Here is a 21455-nt window from a genome sequence, read left to right on the forward strand (position 1 = left end):
CCGACCGATCCGACCGATCCGACCGATCCGACCGATCCGACCGATCCGACCGATCCGACCGATCCGACCGATCCGACCGATCCGACTGATCCGACCGATCCGACTGATCCGACCGATCCGACTGATCCGACCGATCCGACTGATCCCCCGAAGGGCAAATGCGACAACGGCCACGGCAACGGCGGCGACGGTTGTACGCCCGGTAGGAAAGATAATCCCCGGAAGCGTCGGGATCAGGACGGCTAAAAACTGCAGAGTGTCAAGCGCCTTCGTGCCAATCCGCTTGCAAGCCGAAAGAACAAAGAAGCGCGCCGGATCGGCGCGCTTTTTCTTTGGCTTAGGCTCCGCGGAAGACGTTCATCCAGCGCGAGGGTTTGGCCGGGTCTTGCATGCGCAGGAAGAAGTAGCGCGTGCTTTTCCACGTCTTGACCTGGCTCGTGAGGTTGTCGAGCACGTAGTCGCCCTGATCCGAGCGATAGATCAGCACAGCGTGAGGGTTGCGCTTGCGGTCGAGGGCCGTGGCGATCAGCAACCGCTGCGGATCGATGCCGCGACGGATCAGCTCGTATTTCTTCAGCAGCGCGAAATCTTCGCAATCCCCGCCGCGCTTGGTGGGCAGCGCCCAGTTCTCGGCCACGCCATATTGCCGCTTATCATCGATCGAGCGGACTGCGCGGTTGACCTGGCTGTTCACCGCCTTGATCAGCCGAAACTCATCGGCGACGCGCTGCACGGGGGCCTGGCTCGTGGCGCAGGCCCAATCGTATTGCTGGCACAGTGCGCGGGCACCGGACGGGGCAGGGGCCGCGCCCCTCGATTGGAGGAAGGCGGTGCTCATGATGGCGTCGGCGCTTTGCGGTGTCAGCAGCAGCCCGAAACCCAGGCCAGCAAGGATCGCGCCCGACAGGGCTCGTCTAAGGTTCGCGCGGAAACTGGTGTCGGTCATTTTGCGCCTACTGATTATGCTCTGACAGGCGCGTAGCGGTAAACCCGGAAGGGTCGCACCGGCACGGCACGGGCAGAGCGGCCTGTCAGTCAGGCTGCGGGCCAAAATGGGCAAAACGGCGGCATGATCTGGGTAAGAGTCGGGTCATCCTGTGCCAAGGGGCGCGTTCTGCGCCCCAAGGCGGCGGGGTCAGCGCGCGAGCAGTTCGCCGATGACCTTCGGCTGCATCACGTCATTGGCGCAATCGGTGAAGTGGCGCGTCGCCTCGCAGGCGCGCCAGAGGGCGTTGATCGTGCGGCGGGTTGCCATCCCGTCGATCTTGCCTGAATAGCTTCCGTCCGCCGTCATCGCGCCTTGCAGCAGGTAGATCGCGAAGTTCGGGTTGGCTTTGTAGAGCTGCTCGCCGAACCAGTTCGATTTCAGTTCCGGACGGGCGAGGAAACGATCGCGCAGGGCAGGGTAGGCCGAGACGATGCGTACCTTCGCGGCGTCGATGCTCAGGGTGTATTGCGCGATCTCATCGGCGCTGAGAAGGGCCGCATAGCGTTCAAGATAACCCCGCGCGCGTTCGGGCTCCTTGCGGATGTTCAGGTGGTTGCCGTCGCGCACGAGCGGGATCAGGAAATGCAACGCGTCCTTGTTGCCCTCGTCCGCCGCCGCTTCCAGACCGGCTAACGTGGCCGGCCCGCTTGCGCGCATGCTGATGCCCCACATCTGACGTTCGGCTTGCAAGACAGCGATCCGGGTTTCGCCCGCCTCGACGGCCTTCTCGGCGAAATCGTCAAACTTGGCGCGCGAGCGGCCCGCGAGGTAGCCATACATCGCGCCTTCCGCCAGAGCGCTCCAAGCCGCACCCTCACCGAGTTCGCCCGCGCGTTTGAGGATGGTCTCCGAGCCCGCGCGGTCGCGCAGGCTCCACATCAGCATCGTGCCATAGTCCTTCAGCCCCGCGCCATTGCCGGTTTCGGCGGCACTTTCCGACAGCATCAGGGCACGCGCCCGGTCGCGGGGCACGCCGATACCATAGAGATAGAACGAGGCGAGGGTGACCTGCGCCTTGTCGTCGCCCTCGGCGATGGCCTCTTCCAGCAGCGCAAGACCCTGATCGACGTCGCGCTCCAGCGCCCAACCGGCAATGAGCTGTTCCCCAAGGATGCGCCGCGCGTCCGGATCACCCGCTTCGTGTGCAGTCGTCAAAAGCGACTTGGCGCGCGCGGGGTCGGCCTCGTGGCGGAACCCCCACAGGAGCGCCTCGGCCAGGGTAATCTGGGCATGGGTGCTGCCCGCTTCGGAGGCTGCTTCCAGCAGGGCAAAGGCGCGCTCAGGCTCCGGAGGGATGTAATAGCCATCAAGCAGAACCTTGCCGAGCGTGGCCTGTGCGGAGACATCGCCCGCCTCCGCGGCCTGACGCAACAAGGCGATGCCCGCGGGAATATCCTGCTTGGCACCTGAAATGCCGTATAGAAGCGCCTCGCCCAAGGTTCGGCCAGCCTCGGCATTGCCAGCCGTGGCCTCTGTGCGAAGAGCTTCCAGATCGAGGTCTTCCGCCTGCGCTATCCCGGCGGCGACCCCCAGAACTGCGGCTATGAATAGTGTCCGCAAAGGGCTGTTGCCACGGCGTCTCATCCGATCCTCCCGGTGATCAGTTCGCGCTATCCCTATTGTGCGCCCCGCGCGGGCTTGAGGCAATGACCCTGTGACATTACGTCTTGGACTTGAAGATGGCGCGTGGCACCCTCACGCCAATGATTTGATTGAAGGATGGTTCATGCGCTCCCTTGGCCTTTTTGCGTTCGTGGTTTCAACCTTTTGCGCCGGGGCGGCGGTGCAGGCGGCCTGCACCGGGCAAGACCTTTTCGCCGCCATGCCCGAGGCACGCCAGAATGCGATGCGCGAGGCTGCCCATGCTGCGCCCCACGCCCAGGGGCTTTTGTTCCGCGCGACGCGGGGCGACGAGACGGTGACCCTGCTGGGAACCTATCACCTTCCCGATCCGCGCCACGAGCCGCTGCTGGCCGAGGTGCGGCCAGCGCTCGATACCGCCGCGGCGGTTCTGGTTGAGGCCGGGCCCGTCGAGGAGGAAGCCCTGCAGGCCGAGATGGTGCGCAACCCGATGCTGATGTTCTCGGACGGCCCGACCCTGCCCGAGGTGCTGCCCGAGGAGCTGTGGCAAGAGGTGATGGCGCTTGGCTCCAGCCGCGGGGTGCCTTCGGTCCTGCTGGCCAAGATGCGGCCCGCCTTCCTTGCGACGACGCTGGCGATGCCGCCTTGCGCGACCGCCGAGATTGCTGCGGGTAAGCTTGGCCTCGACAAACAACTGATCGCCGAGGCCGAGGCGCGCAATGTCCCGGTGCAGGCGCTCGAGCCGTTCGACACGATCTTCCGCATCTTCGACCAGATCCCCGACAGCGAGACGGTCGATCTGCTGCGAAGCGCCGTCATCGGCGCCGAGCAGGCCGACGCGACCGCCGTGACCATGGGAGAGCTTTATTTCGCCCGCGAGCCGCGCCTGATCTGGGAGTTCTCGCGCGAGTTGTCGTTGCAAGGCGGCATGAGCGCGGAAACCATCGCCCGCCAGCTTGAAATGTCCGAGCGCCTGCTGATCACGCAGCGCAACCAGAACTGGGTGCCGGTGATCGAGGAGGCCCTTGCAAAAGGCCCCGTGATCGCTGCGGTCGGCGCGATGCACCTGTCAGGCGAACATGGCGTCTTGCATCTGCTTGAGGAGCGCGGCTTCACCGTCGAGCGTCTCGACTAGGCGTTAGCGCCAACTTGATGACAAGCATTGCTGCACCGCATATAAGGCGCGCGAAACCGTTCATACCCGAGGGATTCCATGACCACCAAGGTTTTCGGCCACAAGGCCCCCGACACCGACTCGACCGGCTCGCCCATCATCTGGGCCTGGTATCTGAACGAAGTCAAAGGCATCGCCGCCGAGCCGGTGCTTTTGGGGGAACCCAACACCGAGGCGGCCTTCGTGCTCAAGCACTGGGATCTGCCGAAGCCCGCGATCATCGAAAGCGTGGCCGAGGGCGAGAAAGTCGTCATCGTTGACACCAACAACCCCGCCGAACTGCCCGAGGGCATCAACAAGGCCGACATCACCGCGATCATCGACCACCACAAGCTGGTTGGCGGCCTGGAGACCAAGGGTCCGATCGACATCACGATCCGCCCGCTCGCCTGCACCGCGACCATCATGCATGACCTGATCGGCGACGATCTGGCCAAGGCGCCCCGCGGGATCAAGGGCGCGATGCTGTCGTGCATCCTGTCGGACACGCTCGAGTTCCGCTCGCCGACCACCACGGCGCATGACAAGGCCGTCTGCGAGGCGCTGGCCGCCGATCTGGGCGTCAGCATGAACGAACTGGCTACCGCGATGTTCGAAGCCAAGTCGGACGTCTCGGCCTTCTCGGATGCCGCGCTGCTGCGCATGGATTCCAAGGAATACAACGTCGATGGCACCGAACTGCGCGTCTCGGTTCTGGAAACCACCGCGCCCAAGCTGATCCTCGATCGCAAGGACAGCCTGATGGCCTCGATGGTCGATGTGGCCGAGGAAGACGGCGCCGATCAGGTGCTGCTCTTCGTCATCGATATCCTGAAGGAAGAGGCGACGTTGCTGGTCCCGAACGATCTGGTCAAGAAGATCGCCGAGGCTTCGTTCGGCTGCACGGTCTCGGGTGACAGCGTCGTTCTGCCCGGCGTCATGTCGCGCAAGAAGCAGATCATCCCCGCGCTCAAGGTCTAAGATCGCTGAAACCGGATTGAAAAGGCGGGGAATTTCCCCGCCTTTTTCATTGCGCGAAGGGGCAGGGCGCGGGCTTTGCCTTTCGTTGCCCGCGTGTCATATAACGCGGGTAGGAAACATGGCGCGGAGTTCCGCTTGGAACCACCGCCAATTCAAGAACTTGAGGCCCAGATGACCCGGATCGTCCAATCGCTTGCCGAAATCTCGGCATCCTATGATGCGTTGTTTTGTGATCTGTGGGGGTGTCTGCACAATGGCGTGGCGCCTTTCCCTGAGGCCGTCGCGGCGCTTCAGGCGTTTCGCGCCAAGGGCGGCAAGGTCGTGCTGCTGACCAACGCGCCGCGCCCGGCGAAATACGTTATCGCGACGCTTGATCGCATGGGTGTGCCCAAGGATGCCTACGATCTGGTCGTGAGTTCGGGCGATGCGGCGCAGGACGCGATGTTCGCCGGTGCCGTGGGCAGCAAGGTCTGGCAGCTCGGCCCCGAGAAGGACGACGGCTTTTTCACCGAGGTTCCGCCGGAATGGCAGGGACAGAGCAGCATCGAGCGCGTGCCCTTCGAAGAGGCCGAAGGCATCGTCTGCACGGGCCCCTTCGATGAACTGAACGAGGTGCCCGAGGACTACCGCCCGAAATTCCTGTTGGCCAAGATGCGCGGCCTGCCGATGCTCTGCGCCAACCCCGATATTGTCGTCGATCTGGGCGAACAGCGGATCTACTGCGCCGGCGCGCTTGCCGCGCTCTATGAAGAGATGGGTGGCACGGCGCTTTACTTCGGCAAGCCGCATCCGCCGATCTATGACCTTGCGCGGCGCAAGCTGGCCGCCGTTGGTCTGCCCGAAGACGCTGGCATCCTGGCGATCGGCGACGGGATCAATACCGATGTCATGGGGGCGGCAGGCGAGGGGATCGACGCGCTGTTCGTGACGGGCGGCCTTGCGGTCGATCAGTTCGGCCCCGATCGCCGCAACCCGTCGCCTGAACTGCTGACCGCCTGGCTTGCGGCGCGCCAGCAGGACCCGACATACACTATCAGCACCCTGCGCTGAGGTCGTCCGGCAACATTCTTTCGAATGACGCGCCGAATGGGCAAATAAGTTGCGTGAGCGCTTGTGTTTCGTGCTGAGCCCGTGCTATGCCGCAGTGCAACATTTCTTCTGAGGGCAGGACCGATGAGCACCGAAACCATCACCCGCGGCACGATCTATCTTGAGGATCTGGAAATCGGGATGACCCGCACGGTGTGCAAGGTCATCACCGACCGCGACATCGAGATGTTCGCCGAGGTCTCGACCGACCACAACCCGGTTCACCTGAATGACGAATATGCCGACGCGACCATGTTCAAGGGCCGGATCGCGCATGGGATGCTCAGCGCGGGCCTGATCTCGGCGGTGATCGGCGAGCAGCTTCCGGGCCATGGCACGATCTATCTGGGCCAGTCGCTCAAGTTCACCGCGCCGGTGCGTCCGGGCGAAGAGGTCTGCGCCGAGGTCAAGGTGGTCTCGATTGATCACGCTCGGCGTCGGGTGACCCTTGAAACCCGGTGTCTGGTGGGCGATACGGTGGTCATCAAGGGCGAGGCGCTGGTTCTGGCACCCTCGCGCGGCAACGACTGACCGGCGACCTCGCCGGAGAGGCGGGGACGATGCAGAAATACACCCACTGGACGGGTTTGCCGGAAACGGCCCGTGGCGCCTCTGTCGCCATGGGCAATTTCGATGGCGTCCATCTGGGGCATCAGTCGGTGATCGACCTCGCGCGCGGCAAGGGCCCGCTTGGCGTCGTGACCTTCGAACCCCATCCGCGTGAATTCTTCGCCCCCGACGCGCCGCCCTTCCGGCTGATGAATGCCGAGGCGCGCGGGCACCGCCTGCAAAAACTTGGCGTCGAGCGGCTGTTCGAACTGCCATTCCTGGGTGAGCTGTCGGGGATGGAGGCCGATGTCTTCGTGCGCGACGTGCTGGTCTCGGGTCTGGGTGTGGCCCATGTCGCGGTTGGCGGCGATTTCCGCTTCGGCAAGGGCCGCAAGGGCGATGCGCGGATGCTGGACGATCTGGGCCGCGAACACGGGTTCGATGTGACCATCGCACCACTGTTGCATATCGACGGGCTCGAGGTGTCCTCGACCGCGATCCGCAAGGCGCTGGCCGAGGGGCGCCCGGGTGACGCCGCCGCCATGCTGGGCCACCTGCACCGGATCGAGGGCGAGGTGATCCACGGCGAAAAGCGCGGTCGCGCGCTTGGCTATCCCACCGCGAACATGAGCGTGCATGGCCTGCACCTGCCGCGCCTTGGCGTTTATGCGGTCAAGGTCGATGTGCTCAGCGGCCCGCAGGCGGGCAGCTATCACGGCGCGGCCAGCCTTGGCGTACGCCCGATGTTCGGAGACAACACGCCGAACCTCGAGACCTTCATTTTCGATTTTGAAGGCGATCTTTACGGCAAGCACCTCTCTGTCGCGCTGGTCGAATACCTGCGCCCCGAGATGAAATTCGACGGGCTTGATGCGCTGATGGCGCAGATGGCCGAGGACTGCACCCGCGCCCGCGATATTCTCGCGCGGGCGTGATACGGCGCCCCTTCCCATTGGCGCGCGGTTGCGCCAATTTGCGCCGATGACCGACCTGCGCCCCGAATTCTGGACCCTGCCTCTGGCCAAGCTGACGCCCGACGAATGGGAGGCGCTTTGCGATGGCTGCGGCAAATGTTGCCTCAACAAGCTTGAATACGAGGATACGGGTGAGCTGGAGTTCACCCGCGTCTCGTGCCGCCTGCTTGATGGCGACAGCTGCCGCTGCATGTCCTACGAGAATCGCCGCGATTTCGTGCCCGAATGCGTGCAGCTGACGCCCAAGTCGATCAAGAAGATCGCCTATTGGATGCCACGCACCTGCGCCTATCGCCTGCGCTACGAAGGCAAGCCGCTGGAGCCGTGGCACTACCTCATCTCTGGGTCGCGCGAGACGATCCACGAGGCGGGCATCAGCGTGAAGGGTTGGGTCGTCTCGGAATCCGCGGTGCCCGAGGATGAGTGGGACCAATATGTGATTGAGGACCTGGGATGAACTTCGCCTCTGACAACACTTCCGGCGCGGCTCCGCAAATCATGGCGGCGCTGGCTCGTGCGAATGAAGGGCATCAGCCCTCTTACGGAAACGATCCGCTGACCCGCGCGGTCGAGGCGCGGATTCGCGAAATTTTCGAGGCGCCCGAGGCGCGCGTCTATCTGGTCGCGACCGGCACTGCCGCCAATGCGCTGTCCTGCGCGATCCTGACCGATCCTTGGGGTGCGGTTTTTTGCCACCGCAACGCCCATATCGAAGAGGACGAATGCGGTGCGCCCGAGTTCTACACCGGAGGCTCGAAGCTGATCCTGGTTGATGGCGCCCATGCCAAGATGGAGCCGCAGGCGCTGCGCCGCACCATTGCGCATACCGGGCAGGGCGGGGTCCATAACGTGCAGCGCGGAATGGTCTCGATCACCAACGCAACCGAGGCTGGGGCGGTCTATTCGCCTGCAGAGGTCAAGGCGCTCTGTGGTATCGCGCGCGATTTCCACCTGCCGGTCCATATGGATGGCGCGCGTTTCGCCAATGCGCTGGTCTCCGCCGGTTGCACGCCCGCCGAGATGACCTGGCGCGCGGGCGTCGATGTGCTTAGCTTCGGCGGCACCAAGAATGGCTGCCTGGGAGTCGAGGCGGTCGTGATCTTCGATCCCGCCCGCGCGCAGGAGTTCGAACTGCGCCGCAAGCGCGGCGGGCATCTGTTCTCGAAGCACCGCTTCCTTGCTGCGCAGATGCAGGCCTATCTTGAGGGCGACCTGTGGTTGCACCTTGCCCGCCGCGCCAATGCGATGGCGGCGAAGCTTTCCGAAGGGGTGCGCGCCGCGCCGGGGGCAAAGCTTGTGCATCCGACTGAGGCGAACGCCGTCTTTGCGGCCTTCCCGCGTGCGGCCCATGTGCGCGCGCAGGCGGGCGGAGCGGCCTATTACCTCTGGCCCTTCGATCAGCCGCTCGACGGTCCGGGCGAGGAACCGTTGGCCGCGCGACTTGTCTGTTCCTGGGCCACGACCGAGGCCGAGATCGACGCCTTCCTGTCGCTGATTTCATGAAAAAGGCGCGCAACCAACGGGTTGCGCGCCTTTTCTGTAGTTGTCTCTGAACTTACTTCAGGCCTTCGCAGAAGGTCTTGATGCGCGCACATGCCTCGGTCAGTTGCGCGTCCGAGGTCGCGTAGCTGACACGGAAGTTGGGCGAAAGGCCGAAGGCCGAGCCGAAGACGACTGCCACGCCGGTCTCTTCCAGCAGCGCCGAGGCGAAGGCCTCGTCATCGGCGATTACCGCACCGCCCGCCGATGTCTTGCCGATGCAACCCGCGATCGAGGGATAGACGTAGAACGCGCCCTCCGGCGTCGGGCAGTTGATGCCGGGGCATTCGTTCAGCGCCTTGACCACCAGATTGCGGCGACGCTCGAAGGCCACGCGGCTGTCGCGGATGTAGTCCTGAGGGCCGTTCAGCGCCTCGACCGCGGCGTACTGGCTGACCGAGCAGGGGTTCGAGGTCGATTGCGACTGCACCTTGCCGATTGCCTTGATCAGCGCCTCGGGGCCGCCGGCATAGCCGATGCGCCAGCCGGTCATCGCATAGGCTTTGGAGACGCCGTTGCAGGTCAGCGTGCGGTCGTAAAGGCCGGGCTCGACCCGCGCCGGGGTGACAAATCTGAAATCGCCGAAGACGAGGTGCTCATACATGTCGTCGGACATGATCCAGACCTGCGGATGGCGCAACAGCACGTCGGTCAGCGCCTTCAACTCATCATGGCTGTAGCCCGCGCCCGAGGGGTTCGAGGGCGAGTTGAAGATGAACCACTTGGTTTTCGGGGTGATCGCGGCTTCAAGCTGTTCGGCCGTGATCTTGTAGCCAGTCTCCATCGGACCGGTCACGAAGACCGGCGTGCCGCCCGCCAGCAGTACCATGTCGGGATAGCTGACCCAGTAGGGCGCGGGGATGATGACCTCGTCGCCGGGGTTCAGCGTGGCCACCAGCGCGTTGTAAAGCACCTGCTTGCCGCCCGAGCCCACGGTGATCTGCGAGGGAGAGTATTTCAGGCCGTTCTCGCGCTCGAACTTGTCGCAGATCGCTTTCTTCAACTCGGGAGTGCCGTCCACGGCGGTGTATTTGGTCTTGCCCGAGTTGATCGCGGCAATCGCGGCGGCCTTGATGTTGTCGGGCGTGTCGAAATCGGGCTCGCCCGCGCCAAGGCCGATCACGTCACGCCCGGCCTCCTTGAGCTCGCGCGCCTTGTTGGTCACCGCGATGGTGGGCGAGGGTTTGACGCGCGCCAGCGTGTCGGAAAGGAAAGCCATGAGGGGAACTCCGGTTTGTATCTGCCGGGTGCATGTCTTACGCTCGCGCCCGAAGCCGTTCAAGTGAAACAGGAGGCGAGATGAGCGACGATTGGTATGGGGCCGAACATGCGACCTTTGGGGATCGGCTGACCGGCGCGCGCGAAGCCGCCGGCATGAGTGTCGAGCAACTGGCCGAGAGGCTCGGGGTGCGACAGGAAACCCTGCAAAGCTGGGAGGATGACGCCGCCGATCCGCGCGCCAACCGGCTGCAGATGCTGGCGGGGATGCTGAATGTCTCGCTCATGTGGTTGCTGACCGGTAAGGGAGATGGGCTTGACGGCCCGCCCGAGGCAGTGGCACAGGCAGGTCAGGATCGCGCGCTTGTGCGCGAAATCCGGGCAATCCGCGATGTCATCGAGGAACTCGATGCGCGTCTGGGGCGGCTTGAGCGGAAACTGGTAGCGGGAGAGCTGGAATGAGCGAAACGGCAGAGGCGCGTCTCAAGCGGATGCGGATGCGGAGCTGGCGCCGCGGCACCAAGGAGATGGACCTGATCCTCGGCCCCTGGGCGGATGAGAAGCTGTCCATGATGGACGCTGACGCGCTAGATCTTTATGACGCGCTGCTCGAAGAGAACGATCAGGATCTCTATCCTTGGGTGTCGGGTGCGCAGCCTTGCCCGCCGCAATATCTCGATCTGCTGACCGAGATCGCGGGGTTCGCCAAGATGCGTCACACCCCGGCCGGGAACGCTTAACCGATCATTTGCGTTTTTCGTCCAGTCTCGGTCCAGCTTCCGAGACTGGCGGAGAAACGCATGACATTTCAGACCCCTTTGCCCGTCGCGCCGGGCCTGATGGCGGGCTACCTGGACAGCCTTGCGCTGGTCGAGCGGCTGCACCGCCTGCTGCTCGATGTGATCAAGGACGAATTCGAGCGATTGAACCTGCTGGAAATCAATCCGGTTCAGGCGCTCTTGCTGTTCAATATCGGCGATAACGAGGTGACGGCGGGCGAGTTGAAGACGCGCGGTTACTATCAGGGCTCGAACGTCTCCTATAACCTCAAGAAGCTGGTCGATGCGGGCTACATGCACCATCAGCGCAGCGAGATCGACCGCCGCTCGGTCCGGGTGCGGCTGACCGCGAAGGGGCGTGAGATGCGCGCGGCGGTGGGGGAGCTGTTTGAGCGTCACGCGACCGGGATGGAAGATCAGTCCGTCATCACCGCCGATGCCATGGCCGATATGAACCGCACCTTGCGCCGGATGGAGCGCTACTGGTCCGAGCAGATCCGCTACATCTACTAGGCCCGCGTTACCCTGCGTTTCGCTTGCCCGACGCGGCCTTGGCGTGGTTGCCTTGCGGCATAGCGCATGGGGGAGGGACGGATGCGGCGATTTCTGCGGACCGGGCTGCGGGTTTTTGTGGTCGTCGCGGCTCTGGCCGCAGCGCTCGCCGTGTGGAAGCGCGAAGAGATCGCGCGGCTGATGGCGGTGAACAGCCTGTTCGAGGCGGAGCGCATCGTCCAGAACTTCTCGCATATGGATCGGCTGTTCCATTACCGCGTGCTGGATCGCGGCGACGGGCCCGTGTCGGCGCTAGCCCCTGGCGCGCCCGAGGCTCTGCCGCCCGACGCAGGTGACTGGATTGAGCGGCGATGGGTCACCGCGCTGGTCGTTTTGCGCGACGGGCGCATGGTGCATGAAAGCTACCATCGCGGCACCGCGCCCGAGGATCTGCGGATCAGCTGGTCGATGGCGAAATCGGTGCTCTCGGCGCTGTTTGGCACCTTGCAGGCCGATGGCACGATCCCCGATCTGGATCGGCAGGTGGTGGATTACGCGCCCTCACTGAAGGGCTCGGCCTACGATGGAGCAACGATCCGCGATGTGCTGACCATGTCTTCGGGCGTGGCTTTCAACGAGGATTATCTGGACTTCAACAGCGATATCAACCGGATGGGGCGCGTTCTTGCGCTTGGCGGCTCGATGAACGAGTTCGCGGCCTCGCTGGCGGTGCGGGCCGCGGCGCCCGGCGCGCGGATGCATTACGTCTCGATCGATACGCATGTGCTGGGAATGGTGATCGCGGGGGCGACCGGGCGCGACCCGGCCGATTTGATGGCTGAACGCATCGTCCGACCGATGGGACTTGAGGCCGCGCCCGAGATGCTGACCGATGGCGAGGGAACGGCCTTCGTGTTGGGCGGACTGAACCTGCGCACGCGCGACTATGCGCGGATCGGGCAGATGTTCCTGCAAGAGGGGTTCTGGAACGCTCGGCGGATCGTGCCGGCAGACTGGGTGCGCACCTCGACCACGCATCAGGCGCCGGGCGGGGCGGGCTACGGCTATCAGTGGTGGGTGCCGGTGGATAGTGCCGCGCATGGCAACGACTACATGGCGCGCGGGATCTACGGCCAGCATATCTACGTCAATCCGGCGGCGCGCGTCGTCATCGCCGTCAATATGGCGGATCGCAACTTCGAGGAACCCGGCGTCGATGCCGAAAACCTCGCCATGTTCCGCCGCATCGCCGGGGCGAACTGAGCGTTGACTTTGCCGGGGTGGGGCGAGACGCTGGCGGGCAGTGAAGTCAGACGGGGTGCGCGCATGGAAATGGAGCCTTCGGTGAATGTGCTGGGCGGCCCGCTCGAACCCTGCTCGATGGAGCCGCGCACGGGCTTTTTCCGCGATGGCCACTGCAACACCTGCTGGGAGGATGCCGGCGCGCATACCGTCTGCGTCGTGGTGAACGCGGAGTTCCTGGCCTGGTCGAGCTATGTCGGCAATGACCTGGTCACCCCGCGCCCCGAGTTCGCCTTTCCGGGGCTGAAACCCGGCGATCGCTGGTGCCTTTGCGCGGGCCGCTTCCTTGAGGCGCATGACGAGGGCTGCGCGCCCCAGGTCGTGCTGGAGGCTACGCACCGCCGCACGCTCGAGGTCGTGCCACTGGAGGTGTTGCGGCTTTACCGGCTGCTGTCGCCCTTTGGCTGAGGCTCGGCCACCGGGGTCCAGATTACATCGTCGATCTTCGGCGCTGAGGTGGCCAGCATCGCCAGCCGGTCAAAGCCAAGCGCGATCCCGGAGGCGGGTGGCATCAGGGCCAGCGCGGCCAGGAAATCCTCGTCGATCGGATAACGCTCGCCATAGATCGCCTGTTTCTCGTCCATCTCCAGCGCGAAGCGGCGGCGTTGCTCGGCGGGGTTTGTCAGCTCGCCAAAGCCATTCGCGAGTTCCACCCCGCAGGCATACAGCTCGAACCGCTCGGCCACGCGGGCGTCATCGGGGGCAGGGCGGGCCAGTGCAGCCTCGGCGGCCGGGTATCGATCAAGCACGGTCGGGCGACCATGGCCCAGATGCGGCTCGACCTTCTCGACCAGCACCTTCGAGAGCAGGAAGGACCAAGTATCGTCGTCGCGCACCTTGATGCCCACGGCGCGGCATTGGGCGCGCAGCGCCTCGGCATCGGTCTCGGCGCCATCGCAGGTCGCCAGCAGATCGAGGCCTGCGTAACGCGAAAATGCTTCGGCCACGCTCATCCGTTCGGGTTCGGCGAAAGGGTCGCATTCGATACCGCGAAAGCGCAGGACGGTGCTGCCCGCCGCCTGCGCTGCCAGTCGCAGCATCGCCGCGCAGTCCTGCATCAGAACGGTGTAATCCTCGCCCACGCGATACCATTCGAGCATGGTGAACTCGGGGCTGTGTAGCGCGCCGCGCTCGCGGTTGCGCCAGGCATGGGCGAAGGCGAAGATGCGTTGCTCGCCCGCCGCAAGCAGCTTTTTCATCGCGAATTCGGGGCTTGTGTGCAGATACATCGGATGGGCGATGCCGTCATTGCCGATGGCGCGGGTCTCGAAGCCATGCAGATGCGCCTCGTTGCCGGGGCTGATTTGCAGCGCGACGGGATCGACCTCCAAGAAGTCCTGCTGTGCCAGCCATCCCCGGATCGCGTTCTGGATACGGTTGCGCGCCAGGAGCGCCGGTCGGCGGTCGGCGTGACGTTCGGGGCTCCACCACGGGGTCTGGCTCATGAGATCAGGCTTTTCGCTGGAAATCTGGTCCGGGATGGTTTAGGCGCTTCGCCATCCGGGCGCCAGAGCCTGTCTAATCTTATCAAGGACCCTTCCCATGGCAAAAGTGATCGCCTCCTCGATCCGCAAGGGCAACGTCATCGACATGAATGGCGTTCTCTACATCGTGCTCACCGCTGAAAACGTCCACCCGGGCAAGGGCAACTCGGTCACGCAGGTCGAGATGCGCCGCATCTCGGACGGCGTGAAGGTCCAGGAACGCTGGCGCACCGTCGACTCGGTCGAGAAGGCCCATGTGGACGAGAACGAATTCGACTTCCTCTATGAGGATGGCGAAGGCTACCACTTCATGAACCCCGAGACTTACGACCAGATCACCGTGTCGGAAGATGTCGTGGGCGACGCCAAGGTTCACCTGCGCGACGGTATCCGCGTGTGGATGCTGACCCATGAAGGCGTGGCGCTGTCGATCGAACTGCCGCAGAAGGTCACCGTCGAGGTCGAAGAGACCGAGCCGGTCGTCAAGGGTCAGACTGCCTCGTCGTCCTATAAGCCCGCCACCTGCACCGGCGGCATCCGCGTGATGGTACCGCCGCATATCGGCGTGGGCACCCGCATCGTGATCAACACGACCGACAACTCCTATGTCGAGCGCGCGAAGGACTGATCCTTCGCCGCTGCCGATAAACGAAAGGCGCCCCGAGGGCGCCTTTTTCATTTCCGGGTGTTGTCGTGTTTCTCAGGCCTTGCGGACGCGGATGATCACATCGACGCGGGTGATCTCGGCACCCTCGGGCGGGGCGGGGATGCGGGCCAGTTCGAGTTCCTCCGCCGGGGCGTCCGACAGCAGGTTCTCGTCTTCCCAGAAGAAATGCGGATGGTCGTCCATGCGCGTGTCGAAATAAGAGCGCGTGCCATCCACGGTGATCTCGTGCATCAGCCCGGCATCGCAGAAGGCGCGCAACGTATTGTAAACGGTCGCAAGCGAGACCTTCTCGCCGGACTCGAGGGCTGCGGCATAAAGACCCTCGGCGGTCACGTGCCGGTCATGGCCATCGCCCACCAGCAGCGAGGCAAGCGACAGGCGCTGCCGGGTGGGGCGCAGCCCGCCTTCGGTCAGCCATTTCTGGCCACGTTGCATCGCGATCGTTGTTATCAAGGTCATATCTCCCTTGCCGGTTTATATGTTGCCATGCGCCCTTATTTCAATGACTTTTCGTGATGTGAGCGTTATCGCTGCGCGTCCACGGCCCTTGCGCGCGCAGCTTTGCGGGTGCTAGAGGGATGAGGAAAGAGCAATGGGGGGAAAAAGCCGATGACAGGCTTTCCGACAAGCTTCGGTAAAGAAGACCTTTTGAAATGTGCGCGCGGCGAGCTGTTCGGGCCGGGCAATGCCCAGCTTCCTGCGCCGCCGATGCTGATGATGGACCGTATCACCGAGATCTCGGGCGATGGCGGTCTGCACGGCAAGGGTCACGTCGTGGCCGAATTCGACATCACCCCCGATCTGTGGTTCTTCGAGTGCCATTTCCCCGGCAACCCGATCATGCCCGGCTGCCTTGGTCTTGACGGCCTGTGGCAGCTGACCGGCTTCAACCTCGGCTGGCGCGGCTGGCAGGGGCGCGGCTATGCGCTCGGCGTGGGTGAGGTCAAGCTGACCGGCATGGTGCGCCCCGATCGCAAGATGCTGACCTACAAGGTCGATTTCACCAAAGCCATTCAGACCCGCCGCCTGACCATGGGCGTGGCCGACGGCATTGTCGAAGCCGATGGCGAGGTTATCTACCAGGTCAAGGACATGAAGGTGGCTCTCTCCGAGAGCTGATCCCTTTCTTACTACAGGAGGCCGCACATGCGCCGCGTCGTCATTACCGGGCTGGGGATCGTCTCGCCCATCGGCAACAATGCCGCCGAAGTCACCGCCAGCCTGCGTGCGGGCCGTTCGGGTATCGTCTTCGCCCCCGAATATGCCGAGCATGGCTTCCGCAGCCAGGTTCACGGCATGCCGCAGATCGTGCTGGAAGACCATATCGACAAGCGCAACCTGCGCTTCATGGGCGCTGGCGCGGCCTATAACTTCCTCGCCATGGAGCAGGCGATCGCTGACTCGGGGCTTGAGGATGGCGACATCTCGAACCCGCGCACGGGCCTCGTGATGGGCTCGGGCGGTCCCTCCACCCATAACGTCTTCGAGGCGCACCGGATCGTTCTGGAAAAGGGCAGCCCCAAGCGCATGGGTCCGTTCATGGTGACGCGCTGCATGTCCTCGACCAACTCGGCCTGCCTTGCCACGCCGTTCAAGATCAAGGGCGTGAACTACTCGATCACCTCGGCTTGCTCGACCTCGGCGCATTGCATCGGCAACGGCGCGGAACTGATCCAGATGGGCAAGCAGGACATCGTCTTTGCCGGTGGCGGCGAGGAGCTTGACTGGACGCTGTCGTGCCTGTTCGACGCGATGGGCGCCATGAGCTCGAAATACAACGATGCGCCGGCAACGGCTTCGCGCCCGTTCGATGCGACCCGCGACGGTTTCGTCATCGCGGGCGGTGCTGGTGTGGTGGTGCTGGAAGAGCTGGAGCACGCCAAGGCCCGCGGCGCCAAGATCTATGCCGAAGTGACCGGCTATGGCGCGACATCGGATGGCTACGACATGGTGGCCCCCTCGGGCGAGGGTGGCGAGCGTTCGATGCGTCTGGCGCTGTCCACGTTGCCCGAAGGTCGCAAGGTCAGCTATATCAACGCGCACGGCACCTCGACCCCCGCGGGCGACGTGACCGAAGTGCAGGCCGTCCGCCGCGTCTTCGGCGAGGGCAATGTGCCGCCGATCGCTTCGACCAAGTCGCTCACCGGGCACTCGCTCGGCGCGACTGGCGTGCATGAGGCGATCTATTCGCTGCTGATGATGGAGAACGGCTTCATCGCGGCCTCGGCCAACGTCACGCAGCTTGATCCGGCGATCAAGCCCGAAGAGATCGCCACGACGCTGCGCGAGAACGTCGAATTCGACACGGTTCTGTCGAACAGCTTCGGCTTCGGTGGCACCAATGCCACGCTCGTCATGAGCAAGCTGAAGGACTGAGCCGATGGCCGATCTGATGAAGGGCAAGCGTGGCCTGGTGATGGGCGTCGCCAATGAACGCTCGATCGCTTGGGGGATTGCCTCGGCGCTGGCCGCCGAGGGCGCTGAACTGGCGTTTTCCTACCAGGGCGAGGCCTTTGGCAAGCGCGTCGAGCCGCTGGCGGCCTCGGTCGGCTCGTCCTTCCTGGTCGATGTCGATGTGAATGATGACGCCTCGATGGATGCGGCCTTCGCGCGGATCAAGGACGAATGGGGCAGCCTCGATTTCGTGGTCCATGCCATCGCTTATTCCGACAAGAACGAACTGGCCGGGCGTTTCATCAATACCTCGCGCGACAACTTCAAGAACTCGCTGGCGATCTCGTGCTACTCGTTCATCGACGTGGCGCGGCGCGCGTCTGAGTTGATGCCCGAGGGCGGCTCGCTGATCACGCTGACCTATGGCGGGTCGAACCGGGTGACGCCGTTCTACAACGTGATGGGCGTGGCCAAGGCCGCGCTGGAAAGCGCCGTGCGCTATCTGGCGAACGATCTGGGGCCGCAGGGCATCCGCGTGAACGCGGTCTCGCCCGGTCCGATGAAGACGCTGGCAGGCGCGGCCATTGGCGGTGCGCGCAAGACCTACCGTCACACCGAAGCGAACGCGCCCCTGCGCCACAATGCGACGCTGGAATCGGTTGGTGGCGCGGCGGTGTTCCTGTCCTCGGACTATGGCGCCTGCACCACCGGCGATATCATCATGGTGGATAGCGGCTACCACGTTCTGGGCATGCCCCAGTCCGAGAACATCTGACCCGATTGTCAGGATGTACCGAAGGGGCCTTTCGAGGCCCCTTTTTTCGTGCCAGCATCAGGGCAGGGAGGAACCGCAATGACCATCAAGCTTGCCGTTTTCGACGCCTATGGAACGCTGTTCGACGTGGATGCCGCCGCGCGAGAGCTTGCCATGCGCGATCCAAGGCTGACGCCGATCTGGCCGCAGCTTGCCTTCGACTGGCGCCGCAAGCAGCTGGAATACAGCTGGCTGCGCGAGGTTATGGGCGAATATGTGGATTTCTGGCAACTCACTCGCGACGGGCTCGACTGGGCGATGGCGGCGCAAAGTGTGCAGGACCCGGACCTGGCCGAGGCGCTGTTGGCGCTTTATCGCGAGCTGCCCGCCTATAAGGAGGTGCCCGCGATGCTTGCGGCGCTCAAGGCGCGCGGGGTGGGGCGGGCGATCCTGTCGAACGGCTCGCCTGAGATGCTCGACGCCGCGGTCCATGCCGCCGGGATCGACGGGCTTATCGACGAGGTCCTCTCGGTCGCCAGCATCCGCCGGTTCAAACCCGCGCAAGCGGTCTATGACCTTGTGGAAGAGCGGATGGGCGTGCGCCCGCCTGAGGTTCTGTTTGTCTCGTCCAACGGCTGGGATGCGGCCGGCGCCGCGCGGGCCGGGTTCCGGGTGGCTTGGGTCAATCGCGCCGGATTCCCGCGCGAGCGGCTACCCTGGAAGCCTGCTGACATGCTCAGGGATCTGAGCGGGGTTCCCGACCTGCTCACTCCTCTTTCGTGACCTTGCGCAACTCGCGCCGGAAGCGGGGGGAGTTCTTCTCGAACCCTTCCGCATCGCCGAAGTCGCAGAACTCGCCGTAATAGGCATGTGCGCCCTTCACCCGGCGGGCATGCTTGATCGGGCACCAGTATTTCTCGGTCCGGGCCGAGACTTCACGCACGTAAGACACGACCCCGTTGCCGTAACCGCAATACATGCAATTGAGTTTCTGGATCGCGTTCAGATAGGCGAGGTTCTGACGGTCGATGACGATGTGATCGCGGCGGCGCACCTTCTCGATGCCGTAGACCGGGAAGCAGACCCACTGATAGATCGTCACGAACAGATCGAGCAGCGCGAAGGGGATAACGACCGCATAGATCACCGGGACGGTCAGAAAGACCAGCGGGCGCGAGCGCCGCAGGAACAGCCAAAGATGCACGCGCGCCATGCGGTGCGCTTCCCTGACGCCTTCTTCGAACTCGATCTTGCCGCGCTCTATATGATAGCGCATCTGCTCGCGTTGGGCGTCCCATTCCTGCTCAATCTGAGTTTCCAGCTCGGCCAGCCGGGCCTGTAACTTTTCCAGCGTGTCGGACATGACGACCTCCGTCTTTGCCGTTAAGGTAGCCGCAAATAGCTTGGTTCCAAGAGGGGAAAATGTCGGATATCCAATATTTTACGGCGGAAGACGGGGCGCGGATCGCCTATCGCGACGAGGGCGAGGGGCTGCCGGTTCTGGCGCTGGCGGGGTTGACCCGGACTGGGCGGGATTTTGACTACGTAGCGCCATTCCTTAAGAATTATCGTTTGATCCGAATGGATTACCGCGGGCGCGGCGAAAGCCAGTGGACCGGGGCGCAGACCTATACCGTGCCGCAGGAGGGCGCGGACGCGCTGCGGCTGCTCGATCACCTCGGGTTGGAAAAGGCCGCGATTCTTGGAACTTCGCGGGGCGGGCTGATCGGGATGTTCCTTGCCGCGGTGGCGAAGGAGCGCCTGCTAGGGGTGTGCCTCAATGATGTCGGGCCGGTTCTGGAGCGCGGCGGGCTGGAGCGGATCTTCGACTATGTGGGCCGCGATCCGATTGCCAAGTCGTTGGCGGAACTGGCAGAAAAGCTGCCGAAGGTGATGCCGGGCTTCGCCAATGTGCCCGCCAGCCGTTGGGCCGAGGAAGTCTCGCACCACTACCTGCAGACCGACCACGGGGTGAAGATCAACTACGACCCGGCGCTGCGCGAGGCCTTCCTTGCGGCTTTCCAGGGCGATGCGCTCCCCGAGGCATGGCCGCTGTTTGAAGCCTGCGCTGACCTGCCCATGTGTCTGCTTCGGGGCCAGAATTCCGACCTGCTGAGCCACGCGGCGGCGCTGGAAATGTGCGCGCGGCGGCCCGACATGGTCTTTGCCGAGGTGCCGGACCGGGCGCATGTGCCCTTCCTTGACGAGCCCGAGGCGGTCGCCGCGATCACGCGCTGGCTTGGGATAATCGCGGCCTGAGGGGCGCGTCAGCCCCCTGACCGGGCGATCTCGGCCAGGGTCAGGGGGCAGCGGGTGCCGCCGTAGAAGGTGTCGATCAGCGCGGTGAAGGGCGCGCGGGTGGCGGCGTCGGGGCTGGCGGCCTCGAACAGCGTCGCGCAGGAGCGCAGCTTGAGCGCATCGACGGGGCCCATGATCTGCTCGACGGGCGTGCCGGGATGGGAGAGGACGGCCTGAGCCGCCTCGATCAGCCGGGCACGTAGGAGCGGGTCGGCCAGATAGTCGCGCGCCTCATCCAGATCGCGCAGCCCGTATTCCACCGCCCGCGCGCTGCGCCCGAGCGAGGCCAGTTGCGGGAAGATCCACCAGATCCAATGCGTCAACTTGCGCCCCTGCCGGAGTTCGCGCAGGGCGAGCGGGAAGTCTCGGGTCTGGGGGGCGTGGAAGCGTTGGGTCATGTAGCTAGTGAAATTTCAGGGCAACCTTGAACAAAGTCTCTATCACTCAAACGCTGCCTGAGCTTGCCTTTCGCATAGTTTGTTTGGTTCCGATTTCGCACCAAACACTATTTCTTGTCTCGGGTCGTCTTTTTTCCGGAGCTTGTCGTCTGCTGACTACTGGCACCATTCTGCCTGTTAATAAATCCAGTCTTGTTGGTTGCAGTGGACTTGCTTGGCGGCTTTGAGCCGGAGTTCTTTTTATCGGACATTATGCACCTTAAAAGATGAAGAGAAGCCATGCAGGAACTAGTGCCACAGAACAGAATACCGCGAATGTTAAGTCGCGATGAGCGTACTTTATTACATCCTCATTTTGATCGAAGAATGCTTCCGACTCCGTGGCGAGCTGAGCGTAGATTTCATTTGGCTCGCGCCCTTTGATGCGCTCGTCAAGAATGAACTTTGCAGAGTGGTCGAATGTGCAGGCTTTCCAAGAAATGAGGACTCTCGCGGAGAAAAAAAGCGCAAAGAAGAAAAAACCAAACACAATCCAAACGGCGGCTCCCATTCCCAGAATGTGCGGAGGGAGGTTGTGTCCGGATAGGCCTGCTTCGCCTAAGGCCGAAGCCCCGGTAGCCGCTACAAGACCGGTGAGGGCGCTAGTTATTGCCGCTTGATTGCGGATATTCTTCAGGTCTTCTTTTTGCGCGGCTAGCTGCCTAGATGCAATTTCGAAGACCTCTCTCGAGAAGCCTTCAGTTTTCTTGGCATCTGTAATGCTACTATTTTCCCAGCGAGCAACGGGCCGACGTTTCCTCGTCTTGGATCGCATC

At 63.7% G+C, this 21455-nt stretch carries 27 protein-coding genes; 19 read left to right on the forward strand and 8 right to left on the reverse strand.

Features of this window, described 5'->3' with window-relative positions; translation table 11 throughout:
* A partial coding sequence (locus KTQ37_RS06025) for a hypothetical protein (RefSeq protein ID WP_218629596.1) occupies window positions 1-246 on the forward strand: 246 nt, incomplete at its 5' end.
* Window positions 247-337: 91 nt separating this feature from the next.
* Here KTQ37_RS06025 and KTQ37_RS06030 read toward each other — a convergent pair.
* Both KTQ37_RS06030 and KTQ37_RS06035 read right to left on the reverse strand, forming a co-directional pair.
* Entirely contained in the window at window positions 338-946 is a 609-nt protein-coding gene (locus KTQ37_RS06030; RefSeq protein ID WP_218629597.1) for a transglutaminase-like cysteine peptidase, read from the reverse strand.
* 189 nt (window positions 947-1135) lie between these two features.
* The gene (locus tag KTQ37_RS06035; protein WP_218629598.1) at window positions 1136-2572 is read right to left on the reverse strand and encodes a tetratricopeptide repeat protein; all 1437 of its coding nucleotides are present in this window, start codon (window positions 2570-2572) and stop codon (window positions 1136-1138) included.
* A gap of 142 nt (window positions 2573-2714) precedes the next feature.
* Between KTQ37_RS06035 and KTQ37_RS06040 the strand changes: the two genes are divergently transcribed.
* The 7 genes from KTQ37_RS06040 (at window position 2715) to KTQ37_RS06070 (ending at window position 8818) form a co-directional block, all read left to right on the forward strand.
* On the forward strand, window positions 2715-3704 hold the full coding sequence (locus tag KTQ37_RS06040; protein WP_218629599.1) for a TraB/GumN family protein: 990 nt from the start codon (window positions 2715-2717) through the stop codon (window positions 3702-3704).
* Window positions 3705-3782: 78 nt separating this feature from the next.
* Complete coding sequence (locus KTQ37_RS06045) at window positions 3783-4703, forward strand: manganese-dependent inorganic pyrophosphatase (protein WP_218629600.1); 921 nt, start codon at window positions 3783-3785, stop codon at window positions 4701-4703.
* A 171-nt stretch (window positions 4704-4874) separates the two neighbouring features.
* Complete coding sequence (locus KTQ37_RS06050) at window positions 4875-5753, forward strand: TIGR01459 family HAD-type hydrolase (protein ID WP_218629601.1); 879 nt, start codon at window positions 4875-4877, stop codon at window positions 5751-5753.
* 123 nt (window positions 5754-5876) lie between these two features.
* Window positions 5877-6323, forward strand: a complete 447-nt coding sequence (locus KTQ37_RS06055) for a MaoC family dehydratase (protein ID WP_218629602.1) — start codon at window positions 5877-5879, stop codon at window positions 6321-6323.
* A gap of 29 nt (window positions 6324-6352) precedes the next feature.
* Window positions 6353-7276, forward strand: coding sequence for a bifunctional riboflavin kinase/FAD synthetase (locus KTQ37_RS06060; RefSeq protein WP_218629603.1), 924 nt, complete (start codon window positions 6353-6355; stop codon window positions 7274-7276).
* A gap of 46 nt (window positions 7277-7322) precedes the next feature.
* Complete coding sequence (locus tag KTQ37_RS06065; RefSeq protein ID WP_218629604.1) at window positions 7323-7772, forward strand: YcgN family cysteine cluster protein; 450 nt, start codon at window positions 7323-7325, stop codon at window positions 7770-7772.
* Window positions 7769-8818 carry a threonine aldolase family protein gene (locus KTQ37_RS06070; RefSeq protein WP_218629605.1) on the forward strand — a complete coding sequence of 350 codons (1050 nt, stop codon included), beginning with the start codon at window positions 7769-7771 and terminating at the stop codon, window positions 8816-8818. The genes KTQ37_RS06065 and KTQ37_RS06070 overlap by 4 nt, the downstream gene beginning before the upstream one ends.
* A 52-nt stretch (window positions 8819-8870) precedes the next feature.
* Here KTQ37_RS06070 and KTQ37_RS06075 read toward each other — a convergent pair whose 3' ends face one another.
* Window positions 8871-10073 carry a pyridoxal phosphate-dependent aminotransferase gene (locus tag KTQ37_RS06075; protein WP_218629606.1) on the reverse strand — a complete coding sequence of 401 codons (1203 nt, stop codon included), beginning with the start codon at window positions 10071-10073 and terminating at the stop codon, window positions 8871-8873.
* 80 nt (window positions 10074-10153) lie between these two features.
* Between KTQ37_RS06075 and KTQ37_RS06080 the strand changes: the two genes are divergently transcribed.
* From KTQ37_RS06080 to KTQ37_RS06100, 5 genes are all read left to right on the forward strand, one after another.
* Complete coding sequence (locus KTQ37_RS06080; protein ID WP_218629607.1) at window positions 10154-10534, forward strand: helix-turn-helix domain-containing protein; 381 nt, start codon at window positions 10154-10156, stop codon at window positions 10532-10534.
* The gene (locus KTQ37_RS06085) at window positions 10531-10812 is read left to right on the forward strand and encodes an FAD assembly factor SdhE (RefSeq protein ID WP_218629608.1); all 282 of its coding nucleotides are present in this window, start codon (window positions 10531-10533) and stop codon (window positions 10810-10812) included. Before KTQ37_RS06080 ends, KTQ37_RS06085 begins: the two co-directional genes overlap by 4 nt.
* A 60-nt stretch (window positions 10813-10872) precedes the next feature.
* The gene (locus tag KTQ37_RS06090) at window positions 10873-11364 is read left to right on the forward strand and encodes a MarR family winged helix-turn-helix transcriptional regulator (protein WP_218629609.1); all 492 of its coding nucleotides are present in this window, start codon (window positions 10873-10875) and stop codon (window positions 11362-11364) included.
* Between the two features lie 81 nt (window positions 11365-11445).
* Window positions 11446-12606, forward strand: a complete 1161-nt coding sequence (locus tag KTQ37_RS06095; protein ID WP_218629610.1) for a serine hydrolase domain-containing protein — start codon at window positions 11446-11448, stop codon at window positions 12604-12606.
* Between the two features lie 63 nt (window positions 12607-12669).
* Window positions 12670-13053 carry a DUF2237 family protein gene (locus tag KTQ37_RS06100; protein WP_218629611.1) on the forward strand — a complete coding sequence of 128 codons (384 nt, stop codon included), beginning with the start codon at window positions 12670-12672 and terminating at the stop codon, window positions 13051-13053.
* On the opposite strand, the gene epmA is transcribed toward KTQ37_RS06100, so the two are convergent.
* Window positions 13026-14090 carry an EF-P lysine aminoacylase EpmA gene (gene epmA, locus KTQ37_RS06105; RefSeq protein ID WP_218629612.1) on the reverse strand — a complete coding sequence of 355 codons (1065 nt, stop codon included), beginning with the start codon at window positions 14088-14090 and terminating at the stop codon, window positions 13026-13028. The genes KTQ37_RS06100 and epmA overlap by 28 nt on opposite strands.
* A 97-nt stretch (window positions 14091-14187) precedes the next feature.
* Between epmA and efp the strand changes: the two genes are divergently transcribed.
* On the forward strand, window positions 14188-14757 hold the full coding sequence (gene efp / locus KTQ37_RS06110) for an elongation factor P (RefSeq protein WP_218629613.1): 570 nt from the start codon (window positions 14188-14190) through the stop codon (window positions 14755-14757).
* A gap of 72 nt (window positions 14758-14829) precedes the next feature.
* On the opposite strand, the gene irrA is transcribed toward efp, so the two are convergent.
* Window positions 14830-15255, reverse strand: coding sequence for an iron response transcriptional regulator IrrA (gene irrA / locus KTQ37_RS06115; RefSeq protein ID WP_236021103.1), 426 nt, complete (start codon window positions 15253-15255; stop codon window positions 14830-14832).
* Between the two features lie 150 nt (window positions 15256-15405).
* Here irrA and fabA point away from each other — a divergent pair, with 150 nt between their 5' ends.
* From fabA to KTQ37_RS06135, 4 genes are all read left to right on the forward strand, one after another.
* Window positions 15406-15915: a bifunctional 3-hydroxydecanoyl-ACP dehydratase/trans-2-decenoyl-ACP isomerase gene (gene fabA, locus KTQ37_RS06120; protein WP_218629614.1), complete on the forward strand. Its 510-nt coding sequence runs from the start codon at window positions 15406-15408 to the stop codon at window positions 15913-15915.
* A gap of 27 nt (window positions 15916-15942) precedes the next feature.
* Window positions 15943-17172, forward strand: a complete 1230-nt coding sequence (gene fabB, locus KTQ37_RS06125; protein WP_218629615.1) for a beta-ketoacyl-ACP synthase I — start codon at window positions 15943-15945, stop codon at window positions 17170-17172.
* Between the two features lie 4 nt (window positions 17173-17176).
* The gene (locus tag KTQ37_RS06130) at window positions 17177-17965 is read left to right on the forward strand and encodes an enoyl-ACP reductase FabI (protein ID WP_218629616.1); all 789 of its coding nucleotides are present in this window, start codon (window positions 17177-17179) and stop codon (window positions 17963-17965) included.
* 78 nt (window positions 17966-18043) lie between these two features.
* Window positions 18044-18727, forward strand: a complete 684-nt coding sequence (locus KTQ37_RS06135) for a haloacid dehalogenase type II (RefSeq protein WP_218629617.1) — start codon at window positions 18044-18046, stop codon at window positions 18725-18727.
* On the opposite strand, the gene KTQ37_RS06140 is transcribed toward KTQ37_RS06135, so the two are convergent.
* Window positions 18711-19307 (reverse strand): hypothetical protein, encoded by a 597-nt coding sequence (locus KTQ37_RS06140; protein WP_218629618.1) that lies wholly within the window; start codon window positions 19305-19307, stop codon window positions 18711-18713. The genes KTQ37_RS06135 and KTQ37_RS06140 overlap by 17 nt on opposite strands.
* A 59-nt stretch (window positions 19308-19366) precedes the next feature.
* Here KTQ37_RS06140 and KTQ37_RS06145 point away from each other — a divergent pair, with 59 nt between their 5' ends.
* Complete coding sequence (locus tag KTQ37_RS06145; RefSeq protein WP_218629619.1) at window positions 19367-20203, forward strand: alpha/beta fold hydrolase; 837 nt, start codon at window positions 19367-19369, stop codon at window positions 20201-20203.
* Between the two features lie 8 nt (window positions 20204-20211).
* Here KTQ37_RS06145 and KTQ37_RS06150 read toward each other — a convergent pair whose 3' ends face one another.
* Together KTQ37_RS06150 and KTQ37_RS06155 are read right to left on the reverse strand one after the other, a co-directional pair.
* Window positions 20212-20640, reverse strand: a complete 429-nt coding sequence (locus KTQ37_RS06150; protein ID WP_218629620.1) for a DUF1810 domain-containing protein — start codon at window positions 20638-20640, stop codon at window positions 20212-20214.
* Between the two features lie 259 nt (window positions 20641-20899).
* A complete protein-coding gene (locus KTQ37_RS06155) occupies window positions 20900-21454 on the reverse strand; it encodes a hypothetical protein (protein WP_218629621.1) in 555 nt (184 codons plus the stop codon).
* Window position 21455: the final 1 nt, after the last annotated feature.

The sequence above is a fragment of the Sedimentimonas flavescens genome (assembly GCF_019264375.1).
Taxonomy (GTDB): Bacteria; Pseudomonadota; Alphaproteobacteria; order Rhodobacterales; family Rhodobacteraceae; genus Rhodobacter; species Rhodobacter flavescens.